This is a genomic window from Dyadobacter arcticus, assembly GCF_011762185.1.
Lineage (GTDB): Bacteria > Bacteroidota > Bacteroidia > Cytophagales > Spirosomataceae > Dyadobacter > Dyadobacter arcticus.
The window spans coordinates 665,472-692,053 of record NZ_JAASQJ010000003.1; the positions used below are offsets into that span (position 1 = coordinate 665,472).

The 26,582-nt window shown below is 43.5% G+C and carries 24 protein-coding genes and 1 tRNA gene; 15 read left to right on the forward strand and 10 right to left on the reverse strand.

What is annotated here, in order from left to right; genetic code table 11:
• Positions 1–281 precede the first annotated feature (281 nt).
• Genes FHS68_RS16290 through FHS68_RS16305 form a run of 4 tightly spaced genes read right to left on the reverse strand, consistent with a single transcriptional unit; the run spans position 282 to position 6,465 of the window.
• Positions 282–3,371, reverse strand: coding sequence for an efflux RND transporter permease subunit (locus FHS68_RS16290; protein WP_167271981.1), 3,090 nt, complete (start codon positions 3,369–3,371; stop codon positions 282–284).
• An 18-nt stretch (positions 3,372–3,389) separates the two neighbouring features.
• Positions 3,390–4,427, reverse strand: a complete 1,038-nt coding sequence (locus FHS68_RS16295; protein ID WP_167271983.1) for an efflux RND transporter periplasmic adaptor subunit — start codon at positions 4,425–4,427, stop codon at positions 3,390–3,392.
• A 7-nt stretch (positions 4,428–4,434) separates the two neighbouring features.
• Positions 4,435–5,799 (reverse strand): TolC family protein, encoded by a 1,365-nt coding sequence (locus FHS68_RS16300; RefSeq protein ID WP_229211927.1) that lies wholly within the window; start codon positions 5,797–5,799, stop codon positions 4,435–4,437.
• Positions 5,800–5,850: 51 nt separating this feature from the next.
• Positions 5,851–6,465: a TetR/AcrR family transcriptional regulator gene (locus FHS68_RS16305; RefSeq protein WP_167271985.1), complete on the reverse strand. Its 615-nt coding sequence runs from the start codon at positions 6,463–6,465 to the stop codon at positions 5,851–5,853.
• Positions 6,466–6,635: 170 nt separating this feature from the next.
• Here FHS68_RS16305 and FHS68_RS16310 point away from each other — a divergent pair, with 170 nt between their 5' ends.
• On the forward strand, positions 6,636–7,220 hold the full coding sequence (locus FHS68_RS16310) for a hypothetical protein (protein ID WP_167271987.1): 585 nt from the start codon (positions 6,636–6,638) through the stop codon (positions 7,218–7,220).
• Between the two features lie 53 nt (positions 7,221–7,273).
• Here FHS68_RS16310 and FHS68_RS16315 read toward each other — a convergent pair whose 3' ends face one another.
• Positions 7,274–7,723: a hypothetical protein gene (locus FHS68_RS16315; RefSeq protein WP_167271989.1), complete on the reverse strand. Its 450-nt coding sequence runs from the start codon at positions 7,721–7,723 to the stop codon at positions 7,274–7,276.
• 168 nt (positions 7,724–7,891) lie between these two features.
• On the opposite strand from FHS68_RS16315, the gene FHS68_RS16320 reads away from it, so the two are divergent.
• Both FHS68_RS16320 and FHS68_RS16325 read left to right on the forward strand, forming a co-directional pair.
• Complete coding sequence (locus tag FHS68_RS16320) at positions 7,892–8,698, forward strand: metallophosphoesterase family protein (protein ID WP_229211928.1); 807 nt, start codon at positions 7,892–7,894, stop codon at positions 8,696–8,698.
• Entirely contained in the window at positions 8,695–9,303 is a 609-nt protein-coding gene (locus tag FHS68_RS16325; protein WP_167271991.1) for a hypothetical protein, read from the forward strand. Before FHS68_RS16320 ends, FHS68_RS16325 begins: the two co-directional genes overlap by 4 nt.
• Positions 9,304–9,308: 5 nt before the next feature.
• Here FHS68_RS16325 and FHS68_RS16330 read toward each other — a convergent pair whose 3' ends face one another.
• Positions 9,309–12,413 (reverse strand): PAS domain-containing protein, encoded by a 3,105-nt coding sequence (locus FHS68_RS16330; protein ID WP_167271993.1) that lies wholly within the window; start codon positions 12,411–12,413, stop codon positions 9,309–9,311.
• A gap of 252 nt (positions 12,414–12,665) precedes the next feature.
• Here FHS68_RS16330 and FHS68_RS16335 point away from each other — a divergent pair, with 252 nt between their 5' ends.
• From FHS68_RS16335 to FHS68_RS16350, 4 genes are read left to right on the forward strand one after another with little or no spacing between them, the layout of a single operon-like run.
• The gene (locus tag FHS68_RS16335) at positions 12,666–14,384 is read left to right on the forward strand and encodes a tetratricopeptide repeat protein (protein WP_167271995.1); all 1,719 of its coding nucleotides are present in this window, start codon (positions 12,666–12,668) and stop codon (positions 14,382–14,384) included.
• A 27-nt stretch (positions 14,385–14,411) separates the two neighbouring features.
• Complete coding sequence (locus tag FHS68_RS16340) at positions 14,412–14,885, forward strand: DUF1440 domain-containing protein (protein WP_167271997.1); 474 nt, start codon at positions 14,412–14,414, stop codon at positions 14,883–14,885.
• Between the two features lie 47 nt (positions 14,886–14,932).
• Positions 14,933–15,421 carry a methylated-DNA--[protein]-cysteine S-methyltransferase gene (locus tag FHS68_RS16345; protein WP_167271998.1) on the forward strand — a complete coding sequence of 163 codons (489 nt, stop codon included), beginning with the start codon at positions 14,933–14,935 and terminating at the stop codon, positions 15,419–15,421.
• Positions 15,422–15,449: 28 nt separating this feature from the next.
• The gene (locus FHS68_RS16350) at positions 15,450–16,100 is read left to right on the forward strand and encodes a DNA-3-methyladenine glycosylase family protein (RefSeq protein WP_208408331.1); all 651 of its coding nucleotides are present in this window, start codon (positions 15,450–15,452) and stop codon (positions 16,098–16,100) included.
• 138 nt (positions 16,101–16,238) lie between these two features.
• Here the strand turns inward: FHS68_RS16350 and FHS68_RS16355 are convergent.
• Positions 16,239–16,311: transfer RNA gene (locus FHS68_RS16355), tRNA-Lys, on the reverse strand.
• Between the two features lie 217 nt (positions 16,312–16,528).
• Between FHS68_RS16355 and FHS68_RS16360 the strand changes: the two genes are divergently transcribed.
• The gene (locus FHS68_RS16360) at positions 16,529–17,263 is read left to right on the forward strand and encodes an SH3 domain-containing protein (RefSeq protein WP_229211929.1); all 735 of its coding nucleotides are present in this window, start codon (positions 16,529–16,531) and stop codon (positions 17,261–17,263) included.
• Between the two features lie 76 nt (positions 17,264–17,339).
• On the forward strand, positions 17,340–17,804 hold the full coding sequence (locus tag FHS68_RS16365) for a CHRD domain-containing protein (protein ID WP_167272000.1): 465 nt from the start codon (positions 17,340–17,342) through the stop codon (positions 17,802–17,804).
• Between the two features lie 57 nt (positions 17,805–17,861).
• Here the strand turns inward: FHS68_RS16365 and FHS68_RS16370 are convergent, their stop codons facing one another.
• The 3 genes from FHS68_RS16370 to FHS68_RS16380 are packed head-to-tail and all read right to left on the reverse strand — an operon-like array spanning position 17,862 to position 20,290.
• A complete protein-coding gene (locus tag FHS68_RS16370) occupies positions 17,862–19,097 on the reverse strand; it encodes a DEAD/DEAH box helicase (RefSeq protein ID WP_167272002.1) in 1,236 nt (411 codons plus the stop codon).
• A 36-nt stretch (positions 19,098–19,133) separates the two neighbouring features.
• Positions 19,134–20,024 carry a DnaJ C-terminal domain-containing protein gene (locus tag FHS68_RS16375; RefSeq protein ID WP_167272004.1) on the reverse strand — a complete coding sequence of 297 codons (891 nt, stop codon included), beginning with the start codon at positions 20,022–20,024 and terminating at the stop codon, positions 19,134–19,136.
• A 41-nt stretch (positions 20,025–20,065) separates the two neighbouring features.
• The gene (locus FHS68_RS16380; protein WP_167273331.1) at positions 20,066–20,290 is read right to left on the reverse strand and encodes a VF530 family protein; all 225 of its coding nucleotides are present in this window, start codon (positions 20,288–20,290) and stop codon (positions 20,066–20,068) included.
• 95 nt (positions 20,291–20,385) lie between these two features.
• Here FHS68_RS16380 and FHS68_RS16385 point away from each other — a divergent pair, with 95 nt between their 5' ends.
• The 6 genes from FHS68_RS16385 to FHS68_RS16410 all read left to right on the forward strand — a co-directional run bounded on the left by FHS68_RS16385 (position 20,386) and on the right by FHS68_RS16410 (position 26,508).
• Entirely contained in the window at positions 20,386–21,369 is a 984-nt protein-coding gene (locus FHS68_RS16385; protein ID WP_167273333.1) for a Gfo/Idh/MocA family protein, read from the forward strand.
• A gap of 331 nt (positions 21,370–21,700) precedes the next feature.
• Entirely contained in the window at positions 21,701–22,537 is an 837-nt protein-coding gene (locus FHS68_RS16390; RefSeq protein ID WP_167272006.1) for a bifunctional helix-turn-helix domain-containing protein/methylated-DNA--[protein]-cysteine S-methyltransferase, read from the forward strand.
• Positions 22,538–22,630: 93 nt separating this feature from the next.
• On the forward strand, positions 22,631–23,455 hold the full coding sequence (locus tag FHS68_RS16395; RefSeq protein WP_167272008.1) for a hypothetical protein: 825 nt from the start codon (positions 22,631–22,633) through the stop codon (positions 23,453–23,455).
• Positions 23,452–24,420: a tRNA (adenosine(37)-N6)-dimethylallyltransferase MiaA gene (miaA, locus tag FHS68_RS16400; protein WP_167272010.1), complete on the forward strand. Its 969-nt coding sequence runs from the start codon at positions 23,452–23,454 to the stop codon at positions 24,418–24,420. The genes FHS68_RS16395 and miaA overlap by 4 nt, the downstream gene beginning before the upstream one ends.
• A 35-nt stretch (positions 24,421–24,455) precedes the next feature.
• The gene (locus tag FHS68_RS16405; protein WP_167272012.1) at positions 24,456–24,914 is read left to right on the forward strand and encodes a hypothetical protein; all 459 of its coding nucleotides are present in this window, start codon (positions 24,456–24,458) and stop codon (positions 24,912–24,914) included.
• A gap of 310 nt (positions 24,915–25,224) precedes the next feature.
• Positions 25,225–26,508: a citrate synthase gene (locus FHS68_RS16410; protein WP_167272020.1), complete on the forward strand. Its 1,284-nt coding sequence runs from the start codon at positions 25,225–25,227 to the stop codon at positions 26,506–26,508.
• Positions 26,509–26,582 lie beyond the last annotated feature (74 nt).

The window sequence follows — 26,582 nt, forward strand, 5'->3', positions numbered from 1 at the left end:
CTGATTTTCAAAAACGGGTATCTTGACTTATGGTCTGATTAATGTCCCATCGAATTTCCGTACCTGCCAGTTGGATTTGGTGGTAATCGGATATTGGCACCGCTTCAAATCCCAGTTTCTTTCATCTTCATTAGTTAAATTGAAAAATGTTAAAGATTCAGGAATTAAAAGGATTTAGTAATTCAAATTTTACTTCTCAACCCACCATACGCATGTTTAAGATCATTTTGTCCCGGGCGCGTATTGGACCCATCTAAACCAACCCCGTAATGTGTCACTGCTCAATGTGCTAACTCTGGTTCCAGAACGACTTGTTCTTTTGCCGAACTCTGAATTGAGGGCGGCAAAAGCTTGTACATCACCGGTGTTACCAGCCTCGAAAGTAATGTTGAGCTGATCAGACCGCCGATTAGAACCAATGCAAGCGGCGAATACAATGCGCTATATTCAATCACCAGCGGCAGCAAGCCACCGATTGCAGTAAGCGAAGTAAGCAAAATCGGCACGAAACGGATCTCCCCTGCTTCGATAATGGCCTCTTCAATTCCTTTGCCTTGCTCACGGAGTTGATTGGTGAAATCCACGACCAGCAATGAGTTTTTAACTTCAATCCCAACCAATGCAATAAATCCAATTGTTGCAGTAAATGACAATGTTTCGCCAGTAAGGAACAGCATCAATAATCCACCTACAATCCCAAGTGGAATTACCGAAAGAACAATCAGGATGCTTTTGAAAGTTTTGAATTCCAAGATTAATACTCCCAAAAACCCAAATACGGTCACAAGGATGATTAGCCCAAGTCCACCGAAACTCTCTTCCTGACTTTCCTTTTCGCCTGCGACGGTGAAGGTTTGGCCTTTTTCGAACTTAAAAACATTCAATTTATTGGTAATCTCTTCATTCAGGCGCTGCACGTTGTATTCGGGCTTCACGAATGCAGAAACTGTCACATATCGGTCTTTGTCATAATGCCTGATTTGGTTTGGTGAGCTTTCGAGCTCAATGCTGGCAATGCTTTTGAGCGGAATGCTCACACCACTTGCGGACGGCACATATAGCTTGTCAAAAACGCTGTAATCTTGAATCGCTGCGTTTCTTGACACCGAAACATTCACATCGTAATTGTCGGCCTTGCCAACATCTTCTCTGTAAGTGGCCACATTCAATCCTGCGGCGCCAAGGCGAACGGTTCGGTCAATTTCAGACGCGGAAATCCCCAGACTTCCGGCCTTTTCTTTGTTGACATGCACCCTGAGATCGGTCGGCTGAACCAGGAGCGGATTGTTCACATAAATGGTTCCTTCGGTCTTAGCTAACAAATCCGCCACCCGAAAAGCTGTTTTACGTAAATCGTCGAGGTCTTCACCATAAACGCGATAAGCCAGTGGGGCTTCGATCAGAGGCCCTTGTTCAAAATCCTTTACCTTGATCTCTGCGCCCGGATATCGTTCCAATTTTTTTCTTAACCTTTCAATAACCTCCACTTTTTCGTCGGTTTCCAAACCTTCTACCTGTACGAAAATCTCTGCAAAATTCTCACTTTCATTGCGTTGGATCACATTATAATAAACCCGCGGGTTTCCCTTGCCAACGTTGGTTGAGAAAGAAGTAATTAATGGTTCTTTTTTCAAAACCCCTTCCACATAACGTGCAACCTGATTGGTTTTTTTAAGATTGGTGCCCTGTGGCGTCTCAATATCCACCAGGAACATTGGCTTTTCAGATTTGGGGAAAAGGCTGTTTCCAATTAATGGTACCAATGCCAGCGATCCGACAAAGATGGCACCTGCCACGAGTAATGTGATGGCTGGCCGTTTCAAAGCCTTGTCCAGCAAGCTGCCATATGTGGTGTGAATGACCTTCTTCATTCCCCTCAAAAGAAAGTTACCTTCCGCATTCATATGGGGTTTCAAAATTACACTTGATAAAAACGGAACAACCGTCAGCGAAACCAGCATAGAAGCAAAAACAGTTGTGATCACTGAAAGAGGCAAACTCCGGATAAAATCTCCCGCACCTTCCGGGAGGAAGACCAGTGGTAGAAAGGCAAAAATCAGCAGAATCGTGCAGCCCACAACCGCTAGGCTAATTTGCGAAGACGCTTTAATGGAAGCTTCCACCCGGCTGTATCCCATTCGCAGGTAACGTTCAATATTTTCGACCACCACAATGCTGTCATCGACCAAAATACCCAATGCAACGATCATTCCAACTATGCTTAATTGATTAATATTGTAACCAAGCAGGTTCATCAATGTGAGCCCGATGGCCAACGAGAGCGGAATGGAAATCATCACCACAACCGATGCACGGGTGCCCAATGGTAATAAAGTAAGCAGTACCAACAAGATGGCGATCCCGAAGTCCCGGGCGAAATGCGACAGACGTGTATCCACACTTTTTGCCTGATCAAAAACTTTTACAAGCTCAATGTTAGACGGAAGTTCTTTTTCAAACTTTGCAACAATCGGTTCAACCTGGCCCTGCACGGCTATAATGTTCTCGCCTTCCTTTTGGCTAACATTGACAAAACTGCAACGGTAACCATTGAGGCGGGTAATATGGGTTTCATCTTCATAACCCAGCTTCACATCAGCTACGTCTTTGAGATACACCACTTTACCACCCGACGCAGAGACCACGGTATTGGCGACCTCATCCAATGTGCGGTAGTTGCCGCTCGTCTTAATGTTCAGCTTTTTGGTAGCCATACTAATGCTTCCACCGGGAATGTTGACATTTTCACTTTGCAATGCGCCAATGACCTGGTCCTGTGTAAGTTTCTGCTGCGCAATCTTGTGCAGGTTCAGGTTTACTTTAACCTGTCGCTCTGGAATACCCGAGAATTCTACCCTTTTTAGTGTTTTTACTTTCTCAAGACGTTCCTTAAAGTCCTTGGAATACTTCTTCAATTGGGTATAAGTCGCATTTTCGCTGATCAATGCGTATTGATAGATACTCACATCAGAAGGGATCTGCTTATTGATGCGAATATCTGCCACGTCTGCCGGAAGCTGCGGACGCAGGCTGTTAATTTCCCGGACTACTTCCTGGTACTTGTCGTCGGGATCGGAGCTGTACTTATATTGGATCTGCATCACGGCCAGGCCGTCGCGGATATCCGTAATAACGTGCTTCATATCGTCAAGCTCATTCATTTTCTTCTCCATCGGATCCACGATCAACTGCTCCATATCCTTCGGGCTGGTGCCTGGGTAGATCACAATGACAGAAAATTGGGGCGGATGAATGTCGGGGTCCTCACTGCGCGGCATTGTGAAAAGCGAATAGATGCCCATTGCAAGAACGGCCAGGAAAACGACCAGGGTAAACTGATAATTCTTTACTGCGAATTCAGGTAATTTCATGATTTCGTCTGTTGAATGTTACTGAACTATTTTGATTGACGCACCATCCGCCAGGTAGGCGGAACCTTCCCGGATTACCTGTGCCCCGCTTGCTACACCCGAAAGTATAAATGCCTTATCGCCTTCCAGATAAGCTATTTTTACAGACTTCCGAACCGCTTTATTGTTTTGGGCAACAAATACAAAAGCACTGTCATTCTCCCCCTCAATCAATGCATCGACCGGAATAGATACCATACTGCTTTTTTCTTTTGGGTAAATACTCACCTTGGCAAAAAGGCCATTTGCCAGTTTTGCACCATGTTTGTTCAGGTGAATTTCGGCCTGGTAAAGTCCAGACACCGCGTCGCTTCCCTGCGCCAGCGTTTTAACATTTCCTGTAAAAGTCTGAGGATAAGCATCAAAGGTAATGTCGGCCTTTTCACCGCCTTTCAATCGCGCCCAGTCTTTGTCTGTAAGACCGCATTTGATAACCCAATCTTGGTTTCCCGTTCCGCTGATGAATAAAACCGCAGTCCCTCCCTGCACCTGTTCGCCTGCATTCTGCAATTTTTGGATCACCACTCCGTCTGTCGTGGAAATAATCTTGGATTGAGAGAGATTAAATTTCACAATGTCCAATTGCTTTTCGGCCAGGTTCAATGTGGTGATGCTGTTTTCTACTTGCTCCTTGGTCGCGACACTGTCCCTGTAAAGATTTTGGATCCGCTGGGCGTCCCGTTTTGCTTTCAGAAAATTTTCCTCTGCCTGCCCCATTTGGGCATTGACTTCCGTGGTGTTCAAAGTCGCCAGGACTTGACCCCGCCGAACCTTATCTCCTTCTTTGACCAAGATATCCTTAATAATCCCGCCAACCTTGAAGGAAAGTCGGGCCTCATTTTCAGAACCCAGCAAACCTGAAGTTTCAACTGCCTGCGCCTGATTAAGGGACGAAGAGCTGATAATTTTCACAGGAATCGTGTTATCCGTGACCTCCGCTTTCTTTTTCTCCTCCTTGCAGCCGAGCGTAACGGCCAGCAAGAGAATGGATATGCCAATTTGAATGGTAGTTTTCATTTCATTTTTAGTTTGAGAATACATAGCTCGCTTTTGCCCGTTCCAGCTCAGCGGAGCGGGTTTGTACATTTAGATAAGAAATACTTTGTTGAAGCTGATCATTGATTAAGCGGTTCTGCGCATCCAGCAGCTCTATATAAAGCAGTTGTCCTTCTCGATACAATTTCTGCTGGTCCTGGTAATATTGCTGCGACAATGCAGTCTGGCTTTTTGATGCCTGGTAAATTTGAAAGGCTGATTTCAGGCGGTTCGACGAGGTTTGCGTCTGCAATTGTAATTGCTGCTCCACCTGGCTAATCTGCTCACCCGTTGCCTGGCCTTCCAGCATAGCCTGCTTCGCCTTGTACTGTCCCCGGTTTCCTGCAAAAATCCGCCAATCGAGTGTTAGGCCAAAGAGGTAATAACGGGTATCGTTATTGAATTTGATAAAATCACCCTGCGTTCCCAGGTCTATAAACGTCGCCAATTTTGGTAATGCCGCAGCTCTGGCTAATTGCCCCGAAAGTGCATTGATCTTGTAAAGTGATTCGAGTTTTACCAATTCCTCTCTCCGTCCCGTAGCCAGAGAATCAGCATCGATAAGGACTTCCCCGCTTTTTTGCAGGTCGATTTTGGTATCCAGTGGGCTGTTTAATAGGAAATTAAGATAAGCAATAGCAGTGGCTGCCTGATTTTTTGAATCATCCAATTTGGCCTGTAACCCAATCAATTCATTTTCCGAGCGGCTGACCACCGTCCGGATTGCCTTATCATTTTTAACGAGCAACTGATTAAATTTTAAATTTTCAGTAGCCAGCGACACAGCGCTTTCGAGGATATGGATCGCTTCGTCCGATTGTAAACAAGCATAATAGGCAACCTTAATTTCCTTTACTAGTTCCCTTTTATACACATCCACTTCGGCTTGCTGGAAATTGATCTGTTCTTTGCGAATACCGGTATTGTATGTGATTTCAGCATTATAAAGTGGCAATGAAGTCCTGAATTTTGCGTCGTAATAATTATTCGGGTTGAAGGTCTGATTTACATTCTCTACCTGTGGAAAAGCAGAAGAATTGGTCAGTTGGTTGAGTGAAGAGTACACGGGGTTAAGCAAATCCCCGATCGGGATGCTGATCTTCCGGCCACCCCTGGAATCCAGATAAGTAGTATTAAAATTGACTTCGGGAAGGAAAAATGATTTCGCTTCTTTCAATGCATAGATATTCTTTTCCAGGATGAACCCCTGCTGACGCAGCCCCTGATTATTTTTCAGGCCTTGCTCAATGTATTTCTGTAAAGCAGCTTCCTGTGCGCTGACTTTAAATGCCAGCCCAGACAACAGCATCGTGAACAGGACATGCCGGAGCATATTCTTGGAAATCCAATTCATGGCAATTCAATGTTTATTTAGTGAACACTGTTTATCAAACAGCAAATTTTTTTAGGCTTTAAGACCAATCAGATAATTAGTAACCGCACTGTCCAGCATTGCTTCAATGACATCGTCGGGCATAGGCACAATACACATCCGGCCGCGGAGATACAATGAAACCAAACCATGAACAAATGACCAGACCGAAATAGAAATTAGCAACACGTCCGCCGGTTTGATCAACTTTTGTTCAAGACATTCACCGATGGTTTGGGTAACGTATCCAAAAGCACATTCACCCGCTTTCCATTCCGCCTCACTTTTAATCTGCGATAATGGCGCACGCATGATAAACATCAGGTCGTAATAATCCGGATTATCAAATGCAAATTTCATGTAAGTCCGCCCAATTGCACCCAGACGTTCAAATGGGTTTTTGATCGCATCGTTCTTTCGTAACTCTGTATCCAGAAGCGCAAAACCGTTCTCATGGATCACATAAAAAATCTCATCCTTGTCTTTAAAATAAAGGTAGATCGTAGCGGGACTGTATTCGATGTCATCGGCCATGTTACGAATGGACGTCTTATCGTAACCGTGCTTCAGAAATAACTGAGTTGCTGACTCAATAATCAGGTTTCTCATGTCTTGTTTCTCCCGCTCTTTTCTTTCTTTAATTGCCATGATGATATTAAATACGATGTGAATATAATAAACACTGTTTAGTATATGCAAATTTTAAATGATGAACGGCAAAAAAGAATGCACCATTTATCACATAAGTCTTTCAATAGCCTTCTACAAGCGTATTTTAGTAGAAATTAATTTTTCTACACTTCCAACTTTATTCCTCTATGAACACTTTACTTCGGGTTACGCAAAAATTCGACTCGACATTAAATTCCTTGCGATTCGTCAGAAAGCATTTTCTTATAATCCTTATTCTCGGATTGATTGCAGGACTCGGACGGGCAGCGCAGCTCCGTGCATTCGGAGCAATTGCTCCGTGGCTGGATACTTTCCTTGAAATCACAATCCAGACTGCCAGAATCCTTATTTTTCTATTTAGTCTGGGTTTAACAAATGTGAAAAAAGGGATTACCAGATTCGTTTCAGTATTTTCATTTGAAACCGGCACAAGCAAAAACTGGAAATCAGCTTGGGCGAAACTTAAGACAGAGTGGGTGGCAGTAACTCTTAATATGGCTGCTTTTCTGTTTATTTCTTTCCTGATCAACCTGATGATTGATCACATTGCATATGAAACCTGCCTTTATCTTACGTTGAAGCGGGATGGCCTCCTTTCTGCGGATTCTTCTGAATGGGCAATTATTCTGTTTTTCAAAAATATTTCCGTCATCCCCTTTACGCTCGTTTTTAATGCTACTTTGCTCCTTTGGTTTGCTAACAGACTGCCTCAGCATGTTCGGGAAGCTTAAAAAATAGCTTTTTGACACAAAAAAAAGGGGCTTGCGAAAGCCCCTTACTAAAATTAATTGCCGCCGGGCAGCGTAGCGAGTTTAGCCTCGTCGCTGCTGATCTTTTCTCGTAAAGATTCGATATCCTTTCTCAGATCTTCAAGGTTGTCAGCCGCTCTCCTGGCCCTCTTCGAGTCTCTGTGAGCCGAACCTGCACTTTTACTTGCCCTTTTGGCCAATTTCCTGCTTTGAGCGTCGTCGTCTAGTTTCTCTGCGGCGTCTCTATTCTGATCCGCTGACCTCTGCGCATCCTCAGCCGCCTTCGCAGCCTCATCCGATTTGCTTTGCAGCTCATTTTCCAGTTTCGCAAGTTCCAACTTACGCTCATTCAACTTTTTGCTCAACTCCAATGCCTCTTTCTGATCCTTCAAAATATTTATAGAATCCTTCGAAACAACCTGGGCTGACAGTGAGAAGGTAATTAGCAGGAGACCTAGTGCACCTACAACTGCTTTGATTTTCATAACTGACAATAATTTAGAGGTAATAATCAAACATTCACATTGCAAAAACCGTGCCGTTTTGTTCGGTCAACAACAATCCGTTCAAGTTGGAATTTTAGCTCGAATTTGCGGGTTAAATCCTAAAAGCCGCCTGGCCCTTATACTCTCGTTTACTTAAAATATCCTGAATTGAAAAAATATATAAGCCTAGCCCTATCATGTCTGGCCACTCTAACGCTCTCCTGCGATAGTTTCATTCTATACAATCCCAATGAAATCAATCTGGATAGAGATGAGCGCAACCTGAGTGAGATGAATATCAAAAAAATTCAGGCTATCCCATTGCGTGACACGCTGAAATTTATCCTTATGGGTGACACCCAACGTTGGTATGACGAATCGGCCGATTTTGTTAAAAGTGCGAATAGCCAAAAAGACATCGCATTCGTGCTCCACGCAGGCGACATTTCCGATTTTGGTATCAACCAGGAATTCAAATGGGTTAACGAGATCATGGTGAAACTGAATTCACCGTATCTGACCGTGATTGGCAACCACGATATTGTTGCAAACGGCCCGATTTCCTATCGCAAAATGTATGGCTCGCTGGATTATTCCTTTGACTACGGCAATCACAGGTTTGTGTTCATTAATACCAACTCCCGTGAATATGCATTTGATGGGACTGTACCTAATCTCTCCTGGCTGAAATCACAACTCAGCAATAATCCGGAGAATAAGAATATTATTGTAATTGGGCACGTACCTCCATTTGACGGTGATTTTGATAAAAAGTTAGAAAAGGATTTCTCAGATTTACTGGGCTCAAATCCGAATGTGAAAATGAGTTTATATGGTCATAAACACAGTTTCAATAATGGCGAGTTTTACAATGATGGCGTGCATTATTACGTCACAACAAGCATGGGTGCCCGTGGATACTGGGTAGTGAGGGTTTGGAAAGACGGGTATTATTTAGAAAAAATTGAGTTTTGAAAAATTCGCATAAGTTTTTACTGTTCCTGATTTTGCTGATCCCGTCTGCGGCTTTTGCCCAGCGCGCTGAAGCTTTTCAGCAAAGCCGCAAATGGTATCTTCCAGACCATCTCAAATTACAGTTTGCGGGCGGCATTGGATTTCTGTCGGGCGGGCCTGGGTACCTTTCAAAAAACGAAACATTGGAAACGGATGTGCTTTTTGGGTTTTTACCACAAAAATTCGGAGGAGATGCGCTGATTACGATAACTGGAAAAACGACTTATTCGCCCTGGCGGATACCACTAAGGCGGGAAAGCTACTATGTCGCGCCATTTTCCCTGGGCTTCTATCTGAGTTATACCTTCGGACCTCAGTTTGACACTAAGTGGCCGGCATACTATCCAAAAGGTTATTATTGGTGGGCAACGACATTCAGGCCTGCCGCATATATTGGTGGGAAATTAGGGAAAAACTTCATTGTCAAAGATCGGAAACGAGGATTTGAGTTTTATTATGAACTGGGCACTTATGACCTGATGTTGATAAGCTACGTACAAAACCGCGGTTACCTGGATGTCAGCGACATTGTAAACTTGTCGTTAGGTGTAAAATATGGTTTTTAGACGGGTCATACCTGCGCCGCTTTGGAAGAAATATTCCTGATAATTTCGTCTAAATCGTTAGCCGATGTCATGATATGGTCTAGCAATTCAACTTTCTCCTCCTCTGAATTTTCGTAATTCCTTATCAGATCCACAAGCCCCATTAACCTGGCCAGCGGCGCCCTGATCACATGCGATTGAAGCCATGCGATTTCCTGGAGCTTCTGGTTGCGTTCCTCAATTTCACTGATATGCCTCAGGCGATCTGTGACGTCACGTAATACGCCAATCATCCGCACTGCGTTGCCAACGCGGTTCCTCCTGATGTAGCCCGTTTCCTCGATAAACGCATAATGCCCGTCGGCTTTACGAAACCTGTATTTAGCGGTCCATTTACTCTGGCTGTAATCTCCTAGCTGCATCAAAAGGTCTTGTTCTATCCTCTCCTTATCTGCGGGATGAATATGCTTTGCCCAATTCTCCATCGGATATCTGTCCGTCCCGATATCAAATCCAAAAAGCCGGTAGAACCCGTCTCCCCATTGAATGCGGTCACGGATAAGGTCCCAGTCATAAATGGCGTCATTGGTAGCTTTGTTGAGCAACTCATAACGTTCGTTGCTTTTCTTCAATGCATCCACCGCCCGTTTACGATCAGAAACATCCACACCTATGCACTGAATTTCCGTTGCTTTTCCATTGGCATCCGGCAGCGCAATAAAATGCCAATAACCCGACTTCCGTTCATCATCCGGGCTAATGTGCTCAATTTCAAGTGGACATACCGTGTTTGGGTTATTTAAGCAGAAGGCCACTGTTTCCATTACACGCTTGCGATCATCATGCCGGACGATCTGCATACAGTTGACGCCCATAAAATTCCGGTAGCCATAAAACCAGCCAAAATCCTCTTCGAACTTATTGTTATAATAGGTGTAATTACCCATCAAATCAGTCCTGATCACATAATTGGTTTGGGAATCAACGAGGCTGCGCAACCGCGATTCACTAGCCAATAGCTCTTTCTGGATTTTCTTGCTATCTGTTATATCGAGACAGGCTCCTATCATTTTGACCGGCTCACCTTGTTCGTTGACTGTCGTTTTTCCCCAGGTACGCAAATATCGTTCTTCTCCTGATGAGTGGATGATCGTTTCTTCAAATCCAAAATCGCTCCTGTTCTCCAATGCATTTTGAATGCCTGCCGCGACGCGCTCACGGTCACTGCCACTAACTTTTGAGAGATACCCTTCGAAAGTTGGTGTAAATTCGTTCCGGCTCACCCCATATATCGTAAACAATGTATCCGACCAGGTTACCACATTGCTTGCGACATCCCATTGCCAGTTCCCAAATCTTGCCAACTCCTGCCCCTGGGCCATCACCAGTGTTGTTTCGCTGGCCATTTCGGCAATTTGTCTGCTTTCCAGGATCACCTTGAGAATGGCAACAGCGCGGTCGATGATCTTGATTTCTTCCTCTTCAGGAAATTTTATCTTTTTATAGTAAACCGCAAATGTCGCCACTACAACATCATCTAGAATGATAATCGGGTGTGACCAGCAGGCCCTTAAATCATGTTTCAAAGCTAACTCCTTGTAATTAGCCCACCTTGGATCGGTGCCGATATCACTTACTACTACCTTCTCTTTGCGGAAGGCAGCAGTGCCGCAGGAGCCTTCATTATCACCGATTTCCCGATTTTCAATTGCGCTCGTGTATGTTTCAGGCAATGAGGGCGCCGCCCAATTCCGGAGTCTGTTATTTTTGAGCCCGAGTATGGAGCATTTCATCTGAGGGAAAATTTGCTCAATGCCGGTGAGGTATTTGATTAGGATAGTCTGCAGGGATGATTCGCTGCTTGAATTAAGTTCGAGCACCGTTTTCTCAAGATGCTCCATATCTTCCAATCGCTTCGTTTCCGTGATGTCCAGCATCAATCCCCGCAGTAGAACAGGTTTACCATTTTCACGGATTACAGTGACCTGGTCCCTGATCCATACAATATCCCCATCTGCATGAAACATCCGGTAAACAAACGTGCTATTTCTGCCCTCACCTGCCAGTCTCTGGCAAAACCCTGGTACTTTTTCCCGGTCTTCGGGATGGATCTGGGTTTTCCAGAATTCCGGATCATCTAACCACTGCTGTGGTTCATAGCCCAGAATATTCCCGACCTGATCGCTTACAAAATAAAATCCGAAAGTAGTTATATCTACTTCCCAAACAATCCCATCGATCGTTTGTATCAGCGATTCCAATTTGTTGTGGGAAGCAATCAGCTCCTCTTCTACCATTTTACGATCATGGATATCCTGTACGGCCCCGTAAACACGCGTGCAAACGCCGCCGTTAAATTCGGCCCGACCTGTAATCCGGATCCACTTCTCATTCCCTTTTGCAGTAATAGCGATCAGTTCGAGATCAATGATGGCCCCATGGGCGATTGTTTCTTGTACGGCCCACACAAAGCGGTCCCTGTCTAGCCCTTCTTTATAAAAACTTTCTGGAAATTCAATATCCGGCTGATAATCAGGTCCTACCTCATATATTTCTTTCACAACTTCCGACCACGTAACTACTCCTGTGAGAAGGTCTGCATCCCAGCCCCCGACTTTTGCGACCCGCTGTGTTTCGTCAAGAAATTTTTCGGCGCCAAAATTACTACCATTTTCACCGTCAGCTGCAATGTGGGTGACATCTGCAATAGACCTGACAATAAACTCAATTTCGCCGTCACCATCGAAGATTGGCGTATTTGTAGCTATATAAAAATGCTCTTTCGAAGTTTTTCCTTTCAGAGAGTTGGGAAGAAAGCGAAAAACAGGAGTTTGGTTACTATGCCCTTCTTGTAATACCTTTTCCAGAAGCGAACCCCATACATCGGTTCTGGGCGTAGGCAAATCCGGGAATGCTTCAAAAAAACCCTTTCCGATCAGTGATTCGCCAGTCTCGCCGGTAAAAGAAAAATAAGCATCATTCGCATCCTTGATCGTAAACTTTGGAGAATCTGCCAACAATATTACACTAGGAGCCGGTAATGCCTTGAAAACCTGATTGATATAATTCTGACTCATATCATTGACCAATGTACACCAAAGTGTGTTGTGTAGTTCCTGACTGAATGCCATAAACGTAAGTCATATGACGACATTTTCTGTGGTAGGACGATTGCTAATTTAGTTATAATTTTTTTGAGATTTCTTTAATATACAGCTTACTGAAATCATTTGACAGAAAACAGATAGGCTAAAATTTACACAAACCTAAAACAATGCTCCCGGTCATTCAGGGATTAAGTAATAATTGCTATATTTAAATTAATCTCTTTTCGACCTGGTTGTTCCGGTTATTATCTCCGGTCCCAAATCAATTTGTCTACAATGAAAGTTGCCTTCATTTCCGTCGCATTCCTCATATTTCTTTTTGGTCTGACCGTACTTTTTCTAAAGCCCATTGGTCGAAAATCTTCCAAAACTACAATTGCAGATATTGCAGTGTGCGGACCCGTCTATAATTCAGAAATCCAGCCCGCAGCTGACGGAAAATTTATAGTACCTCTGCCTGGATGGGGACATCACTCCTACCCTGTTTCTACCAAAACTGATAGCTCCCAGTTCTTCTTTGATCAGGGCCTAAGCATGTATTACGGCTATCACTTCAAGGAAGCGGTCGCTTCGTTCAAGGAATCCGCTCGATTTGATCCCGAAAATGCGATGGCCTTTTGGGGACAAGCCCTGGCAATGGGACCCTACTACAATGCTGCGCACAGCTACACCAAACCGGCAGAACTGGTGTCGGTTTTGAAAGAAATGAATGGTAAGATAGCACGTACTACCCCAAAGGAAAAATTGCTGATTGATGCAATGAACAGCCGTTATTCAAATGATGCGACGGATTCGCAGAGAGAGTCCCTTAATATAGCTTATGCAGAGAAACTAAAAAATGCAATGGTTGCCGAGCCCGGCAATGATGACATCCATATTTTATACGTCGACGCTAACATGCTGATACATGCCTGGGATTTTTGGAACAAGAACGGCACGCCGAAAGCATGGACAGCGGAACTGGTTGATGTTTGCAAAAAAGTCCTTGAAAGAAATCCGAAACATCCTGCTGCGCTTCACTATTACATTCACCTGACCGAGGCATCGCAACATCCGGAAGTGGCATTGGGAAGTGCGGAAACATTGCGCGACCTGCTTCCGGGTGTTGCGCACATGGTACATATGTCGAGCCACGAATATGAAAGAAACGGGTTGTATGCGAAAGGGGTTGAAGTGAACAATCTGGCGGACGATAATCTGAAATATTATGATCTGCTCGCCAAAAATTTATCTCTTGCCAAAGCTTCACCACACTATTTTGCGGTTCAGACCTATTGCGCTCTTACCGGGGGAATGTATAAGGAAGCCATGCGCTATGCATTACGTACACGCAAAAGCGTGATGCCCACTTATGAAACAACTTACGACCAGTATTTGTATATGCTACCAGTAATGACGCTGGTCCGCCATGGAAAATGGGAAGAGATATTGCGGGATAGCATTCGTATCGACAGTCGCTGGACTTATGCGAGCCTGCTGTCGGATTTTGCAAAAGGGCTTGCATTTCTAAATACGGATCAGATTGATTCTGCCTCAGCGAATCTGGAACGACTCCGATTGAAATCGAAAGATCCTATCCTAACTAAACGGCGGATACCATTCAATTCACCCGTGCAGATTGCGAAAATTGCCGAAAAAACGTTGGAAGGAGCTATTCTATTTTCTCAAAAACAACATATTAAAGCCATTGCAAGCTTGGAAAAAGCGGTTGAACTGGAAGATAAGCTCATTTATACCGAGCCAAAAGATTGGCCCGTACCTACCCGCCAGTTCCTGGGCGCTTATTTATTAAAGGCGGGTAAACCAGCGCTCGCAGAGAAAGTATACAGGCTAGACCTTGTTTATAATCCAGGAAATGGGTGGTCGGGATTAGGATTGTACAACAGCCTAGTAGCGCAAAGAAAAACAAAACAGGCAGCCGGTTACAAAACAAAATTCCAGGAATCCTTCGCACATGCAGATGAGATTCCGTCATCATCCGTCTGGATGAAATAGCTGGTCATTTATTCTTTCTATATAGCCATGAGTACGATCAGGTCTTCTAGTTCCGCATTCAAGACGATCGCGTCGGCCACAATCATAGCAGGTGCCCTGGATATTCTGGCTGCCATATTAATTTATTCCATCATCATGGAGCAAACTACTCCGTCCCGCATCTGCATGTCCATTGCCAGCGGCATTTTCGGAAAAGAAGCTTATTCCGGTGGAGTACCAATGGTTCTTACGGGTTTGCTGCTACATTTCTTCATTGCGTTTCTTTTTTCAACATTTTACTATCGCATTTTTCCCTATCTGAGAATGCTTCGAAAACAAAAGTTGGTATGCGGTATTTTGTATGGGATTTTTGTCTGGCTCGTCATGAACGTTGGCGTGTTACGGATCACATTTCCTAAAATGCCATTCCCCGATCCGCGATCTTCGCTCATTGGAATGTCGATCCTGATCGTTGCCGTGGGTATTCCTATTTCCTACATTATTTCAGCGAACCGGCGGTAAATGATTTGTGATTTTTGGTAATTAATTGCCTTACGATTAAACAAGAAATGGAATATTATTTCAAGACAATAGACTCACCAGTTGGCAGATTAACATTGATTGCCAGTGAAAAAGGTTTAAATGCTGTTCGCTGGGAAAGAGTTGGTCAGCAGCTTGTTGGATCGGAAAATCACGATCACCCGATCATTTTGGAAGCGGAAAAGCAATTGGGAGAGTATTTTTCAAAAAACCGAAAATCGTTTTCCCTCCCACTCGATTTTGAAGGTACCGAATTCCAAAAAAAGGTTTGGGAAGCATTGCTTACAATCCCCTTTGGCGAAACAAGAACTTACGGGGATATTGCCCGGCAAATCGAAAATCCCGACGCAGTCCGGGCGGTGGGAGGTGCTGCCAACAAAAATCCGATCGCAATCATAGCGCCCTGCCACAGGGTAATCGGTGCTACCGGGAAGCTGGTCGGTTTTGGAGGAGGCATTGCAAATAAGACAATTCTTTTGAACATCGAGAGCGTCCCAAGTCAGCTTTCTTTGTGGTAACAAAATCAAACTCGCTTCTTTTCTAATAGTGCTTCAAACCTTCTCCTCCTCGAATTTTCATCAAATCTGCGATCAGCTGGCAGCCTTAGACAATGATTTGTCGGCGATTATCAAAGCGCATGGCTACCCGCCCATGTGGACCAGGCCCAACACTTTCGAGACACTCGTCCACATTATTCTGGAACAGCAGGTTTCGCTGGCTTCTGCGCTTTCAGCCTTAAATAAGTTGAGGAAAAAAACAATCGACTTAATTCCTGAAAATATCCTTTCGCTGAATGATGAAGAATTAAGAGCATGTTACGTAAGTCGGCAGAAAGCCGTCTACATCCGGGCACTCGCCCTTGCACTCGCAAACCGAACGCTGGACTTGGAAAGCTTTGAGAAAATGGCTGACGACGAGATCCGCGCCCGGCTTACAGCACTGAAAGGAATTGGCAACTGGACGACGGATATCTATCTCATGTTTGTGCTGCAAAGGTCCGATATCTTCCCGATTGGCGACCTGGCGGCGGTGAATGCCCTCAAAAGAGCCAAAACCCTTCCAAAGGACATTACACGTGAAGCGCTTATGGAAATAACGGTGAAATGGAAACCGAACCGCACCGTGGCTACGATGATTTTGTGGCACTATTATCTCTCTTCGCCGCTTCGGACAAAACTTTCGAGAAAATTCATTTGACTTCAAAGTTTAGACGACATCATACAATTACTCACCAAAATTTGTAAAAATTGAATCTTTTGGGATAATCGGGAAAACAAAAAAGCCTGCAAATCGATAGATTAGCAGGCTTCTGATCTTTTTTGCTATTTCTTCAAGTGATCCCGCTGGGATTCGAACCCAGGACCCATACATTAAAAGTGTATTGCTCTACCAGCTGAGCTACGGAATCTTATTTATTATTTTTTTATGTTCAACCTCAGTGTTTCCCCTTTATGCCAACCCAGGACCCATACATTAAAAGCGGACGCCTCGCGGTGTATTGCTCTACCAGCTGAGTTATGGAATCCTTTCTTTGGCTGTCGTTGATTTTAGAAAAGAGCAATTTATTGGATTAACCGGGGCCTTTTCCGTAATTGCGATGCAAAAGTAGAATTCTTAATAGTATAATGCAAGCCCTGAAAAAGAAATACCTGTTGCTCTGGATCGTGTTAGGGTCGGTTTTTGCTTTTCAGCCAGCTTATTCCGTTAATAAAAAGGAGTTAAAAACAGCTGATTCTCTGTTCGCTATGGCGAAGTATCCGGAATCGCTGATCCTCTACAAAAAAAACTTCAACCGTGAAGAAAAAAACAGCCAGAGCGTTCTCCTAAAACTCGCCTTCCTTGCTGAGAAGACCAATAATTATACCGATTGTCTCTATTACCTCAGCAAACTTGCGCTTATTAATCCTTCCAGGCGGTTATTTGAAAAAATGGACAAACTGGCTGAGGAGCAGAATCTAACGGGCTATGAGTTCGATGACTACAATTATTTTATCATATTTTATCGAAGATACGGCGACTACATTCCAATCTTGCTTCTAACTTTGGGTACATACATCGTAGTAATAATGGTGACAAAAGCGAGGAGACGAGAGCCGATTTTGCAGGTACATAAGGTTTCCATTGTCGTTTATCTGTTGTTGCTACTGGCTATCCTGAATGTTCCGTCTCTCTACCAGACTTGTATTATTGTAAACGAAAATACTTTTTTGAGGAATGAGCCTTCTTCGGCGTCATCGGTGGTAGAGCAGATTGGCAAAGGGCACAAACTCATCATAGTAGGTTCAGTGGATCATTGGAATCGGGTTCTCTGGAACAACAGAATCGTTTATATCCGGAAAAGCGACCTTTGGAATATATAGGTTCAGCGTGGTATCATTTTTGCAACGCATCAGTTTGTATGTATATTTAAGGATTAAATTTTAAATTAAACGCTGTATGAAAAAGCCAATGAAACGTTTTTTACTATTGATCGCGGGAGTTGTAATGTTAGGATTTGTTTCTTCCTGTTCAGAAAAAGGACCTCACAAAGATGACATCGTCAAATTCTCGGCAGTCATTAATAGTGGCCCCACTGTTCCAAAGGCGACGTCGGCTGGTCAGGGTACCGGAATTTTTGAGTACAACAAAGCGACCATGGAGCTTAAATACAACATTACTTATCAGAATATTGTGCCGACGTCTGTTACCCTCAACAGTGCAAATCCGGTTTGGGAAGCAGGTCCAATTTTGTTTACTCTTGCTGATAAGCCAGCTGGAAATCAGGTTCAGGGAACTCAGAGACTGAACACAGAGCAGCAAACAATGCTTATAATTGGTCAGTTTTATGTGAATATTCCAACAGCAGAAAACATTTATGGCGAAATTCGTGGCCAAATCCTGGCTGATGAATTTGAGGATTAATATGTCAATAGCATTAAAAAAGGGTTGCAGAAAAGTTTCTGCAACCCTTTTTTAATGCTATTTTTTTTTCTTCTTCTTTTTGAAATTCTCATAATCCTCCACCTCCTGCATCAAGGATTTTATATCATCGGTGGTGACGGCAGTAAAATCGAGTGTTTGTGAATATTCCGTACCCGTTATTTTCAGGACATCAATTGGTTTGTCTAAGTATTGCTGAATTTCTTCCAGCAATGGTTTTTCCTCGGGGCTGCAAAACGAAACAGCCAGGCCTTTTTGCGTCCCTCTGCCTGTCCGGCCGACTCTATGGACGTAATTCTCAGGTTGCTCTGGCAAATCGTAGTTAACAACATAGTCCACACCCGGAATATCGATTCCCCTAGCGCTGACGTCCGTTGCAATAAGCACCTTCACATCTCCTTTTTTAAACTCATTCATCGCAATAAGCCTGTCGGCCTGCTCCTTGTCTCCATGAATAGTAGAGCTCTTAATTTCCATTCTTTCAAGCGCATTAAACACTCTTTCCGCACGCACTTTTGTTCGAACAAATACTAAAATTTTACTGTCAGGGTTTTCCTTAATAACCCTTTCCAGAAAGAACCGCTTGTCATCCATTCCGATAAAAGCGACGGAATGTGTAATATTCCTGGCCACCGGATTATTAGGTGAAATTTGTATCCTGATCGCATTCCTGACCAGAGAATAAGCCAGCTTCTTGATCTTTTCATTGATGGTCGCTGAAAAAAACAACGTTTGCCGGTTCTTGGGAAGGAATTTGATCAAATCCTGAATATCCTTAATAAAGCCCAAGTCCAGCATATGGTCGGCTTCATCGAGGATCAGGATTTCAATGCTGTTGAAGTTAATGTGACCCTGGCTCACTAGATCGAACATGCGGCCTGGCGTTGAAACAAGCACATCAATGCCTTTTTCAAGCCTTTCAATTTGCGGTTCCTGTTCCACACCTCCAAAAATACTGAATGTCTTTACCCTGGTATGTTCAGCTATTTTATTAAAAACTTCTGTAATCTGTATTGCCAGCTCCCTGGTAGGCACCATTACGAGACACTTTATACCTTCGGAGCGGCTCGACGATTTCTGTTTATGTAATTTATCAATGACTGGAATTGCGAAGGCTGCCGTTTTTCCGGTACCAGTCTGCGCGATCGCAAGCACATCTTCCCCCTTCATAATGGCTGGAATCGCTTTGAACTGTATATCAGTAGGACGTTTGAACCCGAAATCTTCAAGGCTCCTTTTGATTTCCGGGGCAATGTGATAATCGTCAAATTTCATGTTAAGGTATTTAGCAAATGCAGTTATGCCCGCCGATTACGATTTAGATAATTCTGAAAACAATTCCCTTTGCCTTTCACTGAGGTTGGTTGGGATTTTTACATCGAATGTAACATACAGGTCTCCAAACACGCCTTCTTTTTTATATACAGGAAATCCCTTACCTTTTAATCTGACGACACTTCCATTCTGAGTTTCGGAATTAACATTCAGTTTAACCTTACCGCCAAGGGTCTCAACAATCAATTCGCCTCCCAAAACAGCAGTATAAAGGTCCAGGTCAGCTTTGAAGTGAAGATCATTGCCAGATCTTCTGAATTTTTCATCCGGCTGAATGTTGAAGGTCAGGTATAAATCGCCATCGGTTCCGCCATTCGATCCTTTACCGCCATGACCAGGAATTTTGATGGTTTGGCCATTTTCGATTCCCGCAGGAACGGTTATCCTTATGTTCTTACCATTGACCGAAAGTGTTTGTTTATGGGTTTCGAATGCATCGCGCAAAGAAAGTTGCGCCTCAGCCTGGTAATCCTGCCCGCGGAATCTAGCCTGGCGTCCACCACCCCCTCCAAAACCACTGGAAGAACCAAACATAGATTCAAAAAAATCGGAAAAACCGTCTCCGCCACTTCCTGAATGCCATTGTCCATCCTGACGGCCCGCATTCCCCCGTGACTGACGTGCTCTTTCAAACTCTTCACTATGCTGCCAATCCTTCCCGTATTGATCATATTTTTTCCGTTTTTCGGGATCGCTCAAAACCTCATTTGCCTCGTTGAGTTCCTGAAATTTTTTCTCCGCTTCTTTGTCGTTTGGGTTAAGATCGGGATGATATTTCCTGGCCAGCTTGCGGTAAGCATTTTTGATGGCCTTGTCGTCGGCGGTTTTATCAAGACCTAATATTTGATAATAATCTACAAAAGGCATAATGTTTCAACTGAATTAATGTAGATATTTATTTTTTCAAGTTACTGTTTCCGTTCCTGCATCTTGATATAAAGGTCCTCCACTTTCTTTCTTGCCCAAGGTGTTTTCCTTAAAAATTTAAGACTGGATTGGACGCTGGACTCATTTTGGAAACTATTAACATTTACGTGATAACTCATTTGCTCCCAACCATAATAAGATACCAATTCATTGAGGATTGCTTCCAGTGTCTTTCCGTGAAGTGGGTTGTTGGGCTGCGTTTCCATATCTTGGTTCAAAATCTTGCTATCCATTTAAAGTAGATTTTCTCTCTTAAATAATTATTAAGCTGATTGTTTAGTTCAAATCTTACCACCTTATGATGGATCAAATAAAATGGGGGATCATCGGCTGCGGTAATGTAACCGAAGTAAAAAGCGGCCCCGCATTCGACATTGTCGACAATTCTGAGTTGCTCGCTGTGATGCGCCGGAATGCGAATCTTGCTGCCGACTATGCCTCGCGCCACGGTGTTCCCGAATGGTATTCAGATGCTGACAAACTCATCAATGATCCTGATGTCAATGCAATATACATCGCGACACCGCCCGACGCGCATGAAAGTCTCGCCTTTAAAGCAATGGCCGCCGGAAAGCCGGTATATATTGAGAAACCAATGGGAAGGAATGGCGCTGAATGCGATCGGATCAACGCGGAAAGCAAGAGAACGGGCGTCCCGGTTTTTGTAGCTTTCTATCGGAGGTCGCTCGACTATTTTTTAAAAGTGAAAGAGTTGATTGATCAAAAGGTCATTGGCGAAATTCGGTTCGTGGACATTTGCTTGCAATGGCAGCCTTATGATGAAGAAGTTGGTGAAAATCCGAAGCCACGCTGGCGGGTAGATCCCGAGATCTCGGGCGGCGGGCATTTTCATGACCTCGCCTCGCACCAGTTTGATTTTCTTGAATTTGTTCTTGGCCCAATCAAATATGCCAGTGGTATTGCAAGAAACCAGGCAGGATTTTATGCGGCTGATGACATCGTAATGGCCAATTTTGAATTTGAATCAGGCGTGGTTGGCAAGGGAAGCTGGTGCTACACCATTAATAAGGAACAGCGGGAAGATAAGGCCCAGATCATTGGATCGAAAGGCAGGATCACCTTTTCATTCTTTGAGAAATTTGACATTATTGTTGAAACTGCCGAAGGAACCGAGGTTTTTAACATTCCATATCCGAAACATGTGCAGCAGCAACTTATAGATTCGATCGTGAAGGAATTACGTGGCGAAGGCAAGTGTCCGAGCAGCGGCGAGACAGGCGCCCGGGCCAATCACATCATGGACTGGATCACGCAAAAGCAATAATTCAGTATTTTCGGATACAAATTTTCTTACTATTTCAGTTATTTGTAAAAATCTAATCTTAAAACGCAGTAGTCATGGCTAAAGGTAAAAATCTTGACAAAGGGAGCACCAAAAAGGATCCTGAGAAATCCCTGAAAGAAAAGCGCGCCGACAAAAAGGCAAAAAAAGATGGAAAAAAGGATTACTAATCCGATAGCAAGGAGCTTCCTCATAACAGGAAGCTCTTTTCGTTAGTAGGGCTTAAAATGGAAAGCTTGATGATGTCCAGCAAGTTTCAGGTTGAAGTCCTTCAAAATATGGGCCAAATTTGTTCAACAAATCATTAATCCATATGGACCAGCAAACTTATAATTACGGGAAAATTGCCAAAGCGATCGAATTTATCGTCGCTAATGCAAAAGAACAGCCTTCACTTGTTGAAGTGGCCGAAGAGGTGAGCATCAGCCAGTTTCACTTTCAACGCGTTTTCACTGAATGGGCCGGGGTGAGCCCGAAAAAATTTCTTCAGTACATTACCGCAGGTTACCTCAAAGAGAAAATTAAGGAATCCTCCAATCTGGTGGAACTTGCTGAGCTAGCCGGGCTTTCGAGCCAAAGCCGCGTGTATGACCATTTTACCTCTATTGAGGCAGTTACGCCTCAGGAATTTAAAAGTTCGGGCAAGGGACTGGATATTAACTATGGCATTCATGACACTCCATTTGGCGGTTGCTTTATCGCAGTAACTGAACGTGGAATATGTGCGATGGCCTTTATAGACGAGGATTCCAAAGACGAACAGCTCATTCAATTGGCAAAAAAATGGCATTACGCCAACATTGCTCCGAATCAAGCGGCAACGAAAATTTATATTGGGCGTATTTTTCAGCCTGCCGAAAACTCTCTCGAAAAATTACCGCTTCTTGTCCAGGGCACCAATTTTCAGTTGAAAGTTTGGGAAGCATTGCTTAACATTCCAAAAGGCGCCGTTACCACTTACCAGCAAATCGCCCGTAGCATTGGCAATCCTGGCGCCGTAAGGGCAGTAGGAAGTGCAGTCGGCGACAATCCCATTGCTTACCTTATTCCTTGCCATAGGGTGATCCGGAAAGAAGGAGTGCTTGGAGAGTACCGCTGGGGGAGTCTGAGAAAAAAGGCATTGATCGGATGGGAAGCGGCACGTCAATAGAAAAATAATTCAAAATTGAAATTAGAATCATTATTTCCTGAGGAGCTTTGCATTTGGTTTTCCGACATGGGATTTCAATGTAAACTTTCAAACATGGAAAATGGATTTTCGGGCAGGGTTATCGTTTACAAAAGCGAAAATTCTGCCCTTGTCTTAATCCTAGTCAGACTAGACGATTGGCGAAAACACGGCTCACTGGCCGAGCTTTCCAAATGTTTTGAAGAAGTCGCAAACCAAAGGAATGTTGGAAATAAATGCGCTCTGCTTTGGGAAGATTGTTGGAGTAATAAGCAAAGGATTGTACAATCCAGGTTAATGTTTTTACTTGGAGTTTCTCAGAGAATCCCGGGCAGGCTCACCACCGCCCGGCGTATTGATTTAAATATTGCCTCCCGCTTTTTAGAAAACAATCATTTAAATGGCGCCATAACGTCTAAATTCAAGTTTGGACTGTTTTTGCCTAGGCGTTATTTTCGGGTATTGCAGTCAGGCTTTGAAATTGATGAAGAAGCCGAGGAATTGCTGGTCGCAGCCGCTACATTCAGTTATCCACGCATTTTTCAGCAAGAAGGTAAGGATTACAAATCTTATGAACTCATTCGTTCTGCCAGCCTTTTGCATACAAATGTTGTCGGTGGCTTGGATAAGTTAATGCATGCATTTATAAACGACCGTCATCCTGGCGATATCATGACTTATGCCGATTTGGAATGGTCAGGTGGGGAAAGTTATTCCAAATTAGGCTTTGAAGTAAGGGGTATTAAGCAACCAGAGCCATTCTTACTAGATGACGAAACCATGACCAGATCGTCCAGGTCAGATGGATCGACTAATACCTTTCCGCTGACTAAGCCGTATACCTTGATTTACAATATGGGAAGCATAAAGTATGTCAAAGTTATGGACGCACTTCAATGAACGAACAGTCAAAAAAATCTCCATTGTTGATCATCCTCGGCCCTACGGCTTCCGGGAAAACGCAGCTCGCTGTTCAGGTTGCATTGAGAATTAATGGTGAAATCTTAAGCGCAGACTCACGGCAGGTTTACCGAGATATGGATATCGGAACTGGCAAGGACCTGAATGAATATACCGTCGAAGGGATAACTATCCCTTATCATTTGATCAACATTCTGGATGCGGGCGGCCGATATAATGTCAACGATTTCCAGCACGATTTTGAAAAGGTTTGTCAGCAAATTATTTCCGTGAACCATGTTCCTATCGTGTGCGGCGGGACTGGATTTTATATTTATTCGCTGCTAAAAGGTCATGCATATGCTTCAATCCCTGTGGATGACCCACTTAGAAATGACCTCGAAACTTTACCTAATGAAGCCCTCGTTGCAAAATTTCGGTCAGCGGAGACGGCTTATTATCGCGTTGCGGATATTTCAACAAGAAAAAGATTGATAAGGGCCATTGAAATTGCTGATTTCCTGATTGCAAACCCAGACGAGCAGTTCTCATTGTCTGAACAGTCTTCTGATTATGATGCGATTATTTTTGGCTTAAATCCTAATGTCGAAGTGAGGAGGGACCGGATCACTCATCGTTTAAATCAAAGACTGCAAAATGGCATGGTGGAAGAGGTGCAACGGCTTCTAAATCGCGGATTATCCAAAGAACAATTAGTTTACTACGGCTTGGAATACAAATATATAACCCAATATCTCACAGGAGAAATAGGCTACAATTCCATGAAAATCAAGCTGGAAACCGAAATTCACCGGTTTGCTAAACGGCAGATGACTTTTTTCCGAAAAATGGAAAAAGACGGATTTCACATTAACTGGCTGTCGGAAGAAATGAGTCAGGAAGAAAAAATTAGACTCATTTTGGATAGGTACAGGGAATTTAAAAGCAAATTGGCGGGTATATAGCAAAGAATAAAAGGTAAAAAAACGCCATACAACCAATGAACAGGAAATTGAGCAGTATACTGCTGCTTTTGATTTTAAGTGTAACGGATGCGTATTTATTGGCTCATCCTAATTTAATCGGGAGAATTGGTGTGCTTGTGTATAAGCATTCCTACATCAAAAATTTCCCGAGCGCTTTATTGACTGTAGCATTGGTGGTTTCCATATCGCTACTGATTTGCGAGCTGGCCTATCGTTTTTTATCCAAGAAGAATGCGTTGGCCGTATATCTTTCACTGGCACTGATTGCGTTGAGCTGGTTCATCTATGTCTATATCACGTTTTCGACATTTTCATACCGGATCACAGGAAAGGCCTTTATCTATGGCGCACATTTACTTCCTGTGATTTTGCAGGGAATGTATGCCAGGTATTTCTTCAAAAAGATCATGGTCGGGCATGAGCCACAAGCTGCATTTGATACACCGAAAAACAATGAGAAAAAGCCTCTATAAGCAAGTCTAAGCTTGCCATTTGGCCAACTTTTCATGACAGTAGAATTTTATTATTATTTGATCTTATTGTGAAATATTATTGTTTAAGTCGGGAATTTTCACAAATAAAACACTGATTTTAATAGAAAGTACACGCTTTTTTTAGGATATTGCGACTTGTGTCGGCTCGAAAAAAGGTTGATTCTGGCCGTATTAACACAAAATTAATTTGTTGGATAAGTAAATCAGCAACCGCGGAAATCTTTGCATTGAATTGGCCTGATTTGCGCCTATCTTGGCTTTAACCTTTTTAAATTTATTCTTGATTTATATGTCCCAAACAGCTGAATTAATCCTTGATGGTCAAAAGTACGAGTTCCCCATTATTGAAGGAAGTGAACATGAAAAGGCGATAGATATTGCAAAATTACGTGACCAGACGGGATACATTACAATTGATGCAGGTTACAAAAACACAGGCGCTACCAAAAGTGCTATAACATTCTTAGATGGTGAAGAAGGTATACTAAATTACAGGGGCTATTCGATTGAAGATCTGGCCGAAAAAGCTTCATTTCTTGAAGTAGCTTACCTTTTGATCTATGGAGAACTTCCTACCGAAAAGCAGTTTGCCGAATTTGAGCATGCCATAAGAACCCATACCCTAGTCAATGAGGATATGCGGAAAATTTTTGAAGGATTTCCGGTCAATGCGCATCCAATGGGTGTTCTTTCATCGCTGGTGAGTGCCATGAGCTCGTTTTACCCGGAAACATCAGAGTCTAATACAGAGGAAGTTATACAACTGCACATCATCCGTTTGCTTTCCAAGCTGCCGACAATAGCGACATGGTCTTACAAAAAATCACAGGGACATCCGGTAAATTATCCGCAGAATGACCTCGATTATTGTTCCAATTTCCTGAACATGATGTTCTCGCTTCCCGTTGCGAAATACAATGTAGATCCGGTTGTTTCAGCGGCGCTTAACAAATTGCTGATTTTGCACGCAGATCATGAACAAAACTGCTCCACCTCGACGGTCAGGCTGGTAGGTTCCTCTCATGCCAACATTTATTCTTCTATTTCTTCGGGAATCAGTGCATTGTGGGGGCCGCTTCATGGTGGGGCCAATCAGGAAGTGATTGAAATGCTCGAAGCAATTAAGAATGATGGTGGCGATACGCAGAAATACATTGATATGGCCAAAGACAAGAGCAGCGGTTTCCGTTTGTTCGGCTTTGGGCACCGTGTTTACAAGAATTTTGATCCAAGAGCGCGGATCATCAAAAAGGCTGCTGACGATGTTTTAAATAAGTTGGGTATCAATGATCCGGTTCTGGAAATCGCTCAGAAACTGGAAAAAGCTGCATTGGAAGATGAATATTTTGTTAACCGCAAGCTTTATCCGAATGTGGATTTCTATTCTGGTATCATTTATCGTGCTTTGGGAATCCCTACCAATATGTTCACCGTCATGTTTGCAATCGGCAGGCTACCGGGTTGGATAGCCCAATGGAAGGAGATGCGGGCTAATAAAGAACCAATCGGTCGCCCCCGTCAAGTTTACGTAGGCGCCCCCAAAAGAGATTTCGTTTCGATAAGCGAGCGATAGCACTGTCTTCCTCAGCAGGTATCTTTTTCTTCCTGTAAGGTTACTTTGTCCTCTTGAGCGAAGTCGAAGGTCGA

Excerpts from the sequence above, each read along its gene's own strand:
- FHS68_RS16290 (WP_167271981.1), bottom strand. The coding sequence starts at position 3,371 with ATGAAATTACCTGAATTCGCAGTAAAGAATTATCAGTTTACCCTGGTC.
- FHS68_RS16295 (WP_167271983.1), bottom strand. The coding sequence starts at position 4,427 with ATGAAAACTACCATTCAAATTGGCATATCCATTCTCTTGCTGGCCGTT.
- FHS68_RS16300 (WP_229211927.1), bottom strand. The coding sequence starts at position 5,799 with ATGAATTGGATTTCCAAGAATATGCTCCGGCATGTCCTGTTCACGATG.
- FHS68_RS16305 (WP_167271985.1), bottom strand. The coding sequence starts at position 6,465 with ATGGCAATTAAAGAAAGAAAAGAGCGGGAGAAACAAGACATGAGAAAC.
- FHS68_RS16310 (WP_167271987.1), top strand. The coding sequence starts at position 6,636 with ATGAACACTTTACTTCGGGTTACGCAAAAATTCGACTCGACATTAAAT.
- FHS68_RS16315 (WP_167271989.1), bottom strand. The coding sequence starts at position 7,723 with ATGAAAATCAAAGCAGTTGTAGGTGCACTAGGTCTCCTGCTAATTACC.
- FHS68_RS16330 (WP_167271993.1), bottom strand. The coding sequence starts at position 12,413 with ATGGCATTCAGTCAGGAACTACACAACACACTTTGGTGTACATTGGTC.
- FHS68_RS16335 (WP_167271995.1), top strand. The coding sequence starts at position 12,666 with ATGAAAGTTGCCTTCATTTCCGTCGCATTCCTCATATTTCTTTTTGGT.
- FHS68_RS16340 (WP_167271997.1), top strand. The coding sequence starts at position 14,412 with ATGAGTACGATCAGGTCTTCTAGTTCCGCATTCAAGACGATCGCGTCG.
- FHS68_RS16345 (WP_167271998.1), top strand. The coding sequence starts at position 14,933 with ATGGAATATTATTTCAAGACAATAGACTCACCAGTTGGCAGATTAACA.
- FHS68_RS16360 (WP_229211929.1), top strand. The coding sequence starts at position 16,529 with ATGCAAGCCCTGAAAAAGAAATACCTGTTGCTCTGGATCGTGTTAGGG.
- FHS68_RS16365 (WP_167272000.1), top strand. The coding sequence starts at position 17,340 with ATGAAAAAGCCAATGAAACGTTTTTTACTATTGATCGCGGGAGTTGTA.
- FHS68_RS16370 (WP_167272002.1), bottom strand. The coding sequence starts at position 19,097 with ATGAAATTTGACGATTATCACATTGCCCCGGAAATCAAAAGGAGCCTT.
- FHS68_RS16375 (WP_167272004.1), bottom strand. The coding sequence starts at position 20,024 with ATGCCTTTTGTAGATTATTATCAAATATTAGGTCTTGATAAAACCGCC.
- FHS68_RS16380 (WP_167273331.1), bottom strand. The coding sequence starts at position 20,290 with ATGGAAACGCAGCCCAACAACCCACTTCACGGAAAGACACTGGAAGCA.
- FHS68_RS16385 (WP_167273333.1), top strand. The coding sequence starts at position 20,386 with ATGGATCAAATAAAATGGGGGATCATCGGCTGCGGTAATGTAACCGAA.
- FHS68_RS16390 (WP_167272006.1), top strand. The coding sequence starts at position 21,701 with ATGGACCAGCAAACTTATAATTACGGGAAAATTGCCAAAGCGATCGAA.
- FHS68_RS16395 (WP_167272008.1), top strand. The coding sequence starts at position 22,631 with ATGGAAAATGGATTTTCGGGCAGGGTTATCGTTTACAAAAGCGAAAAT.
- miaA (WP_167272010.1), top strand. The coding sequence starts at position 23,452 with ATGAACGAACAGTCAAAAAAATCTCCATTGTTGATCATCCTCGGCCCT.
- FHS68_RS16405 (WP_167272012.1), top strand. The coding sequence starts at position 24,456 with ATGAACAGGAAATTGAGCAGTATACTGCTGCTTTTGATTTTAAGTGTA.
- FHS68_RS16410 (WP_167272020.1), top strand. The coding sequence starts at position 25,225 with ATGTCCCAAACAGCTGAATTAATCCTTGATGGTCAAAAGTACGAGTTC.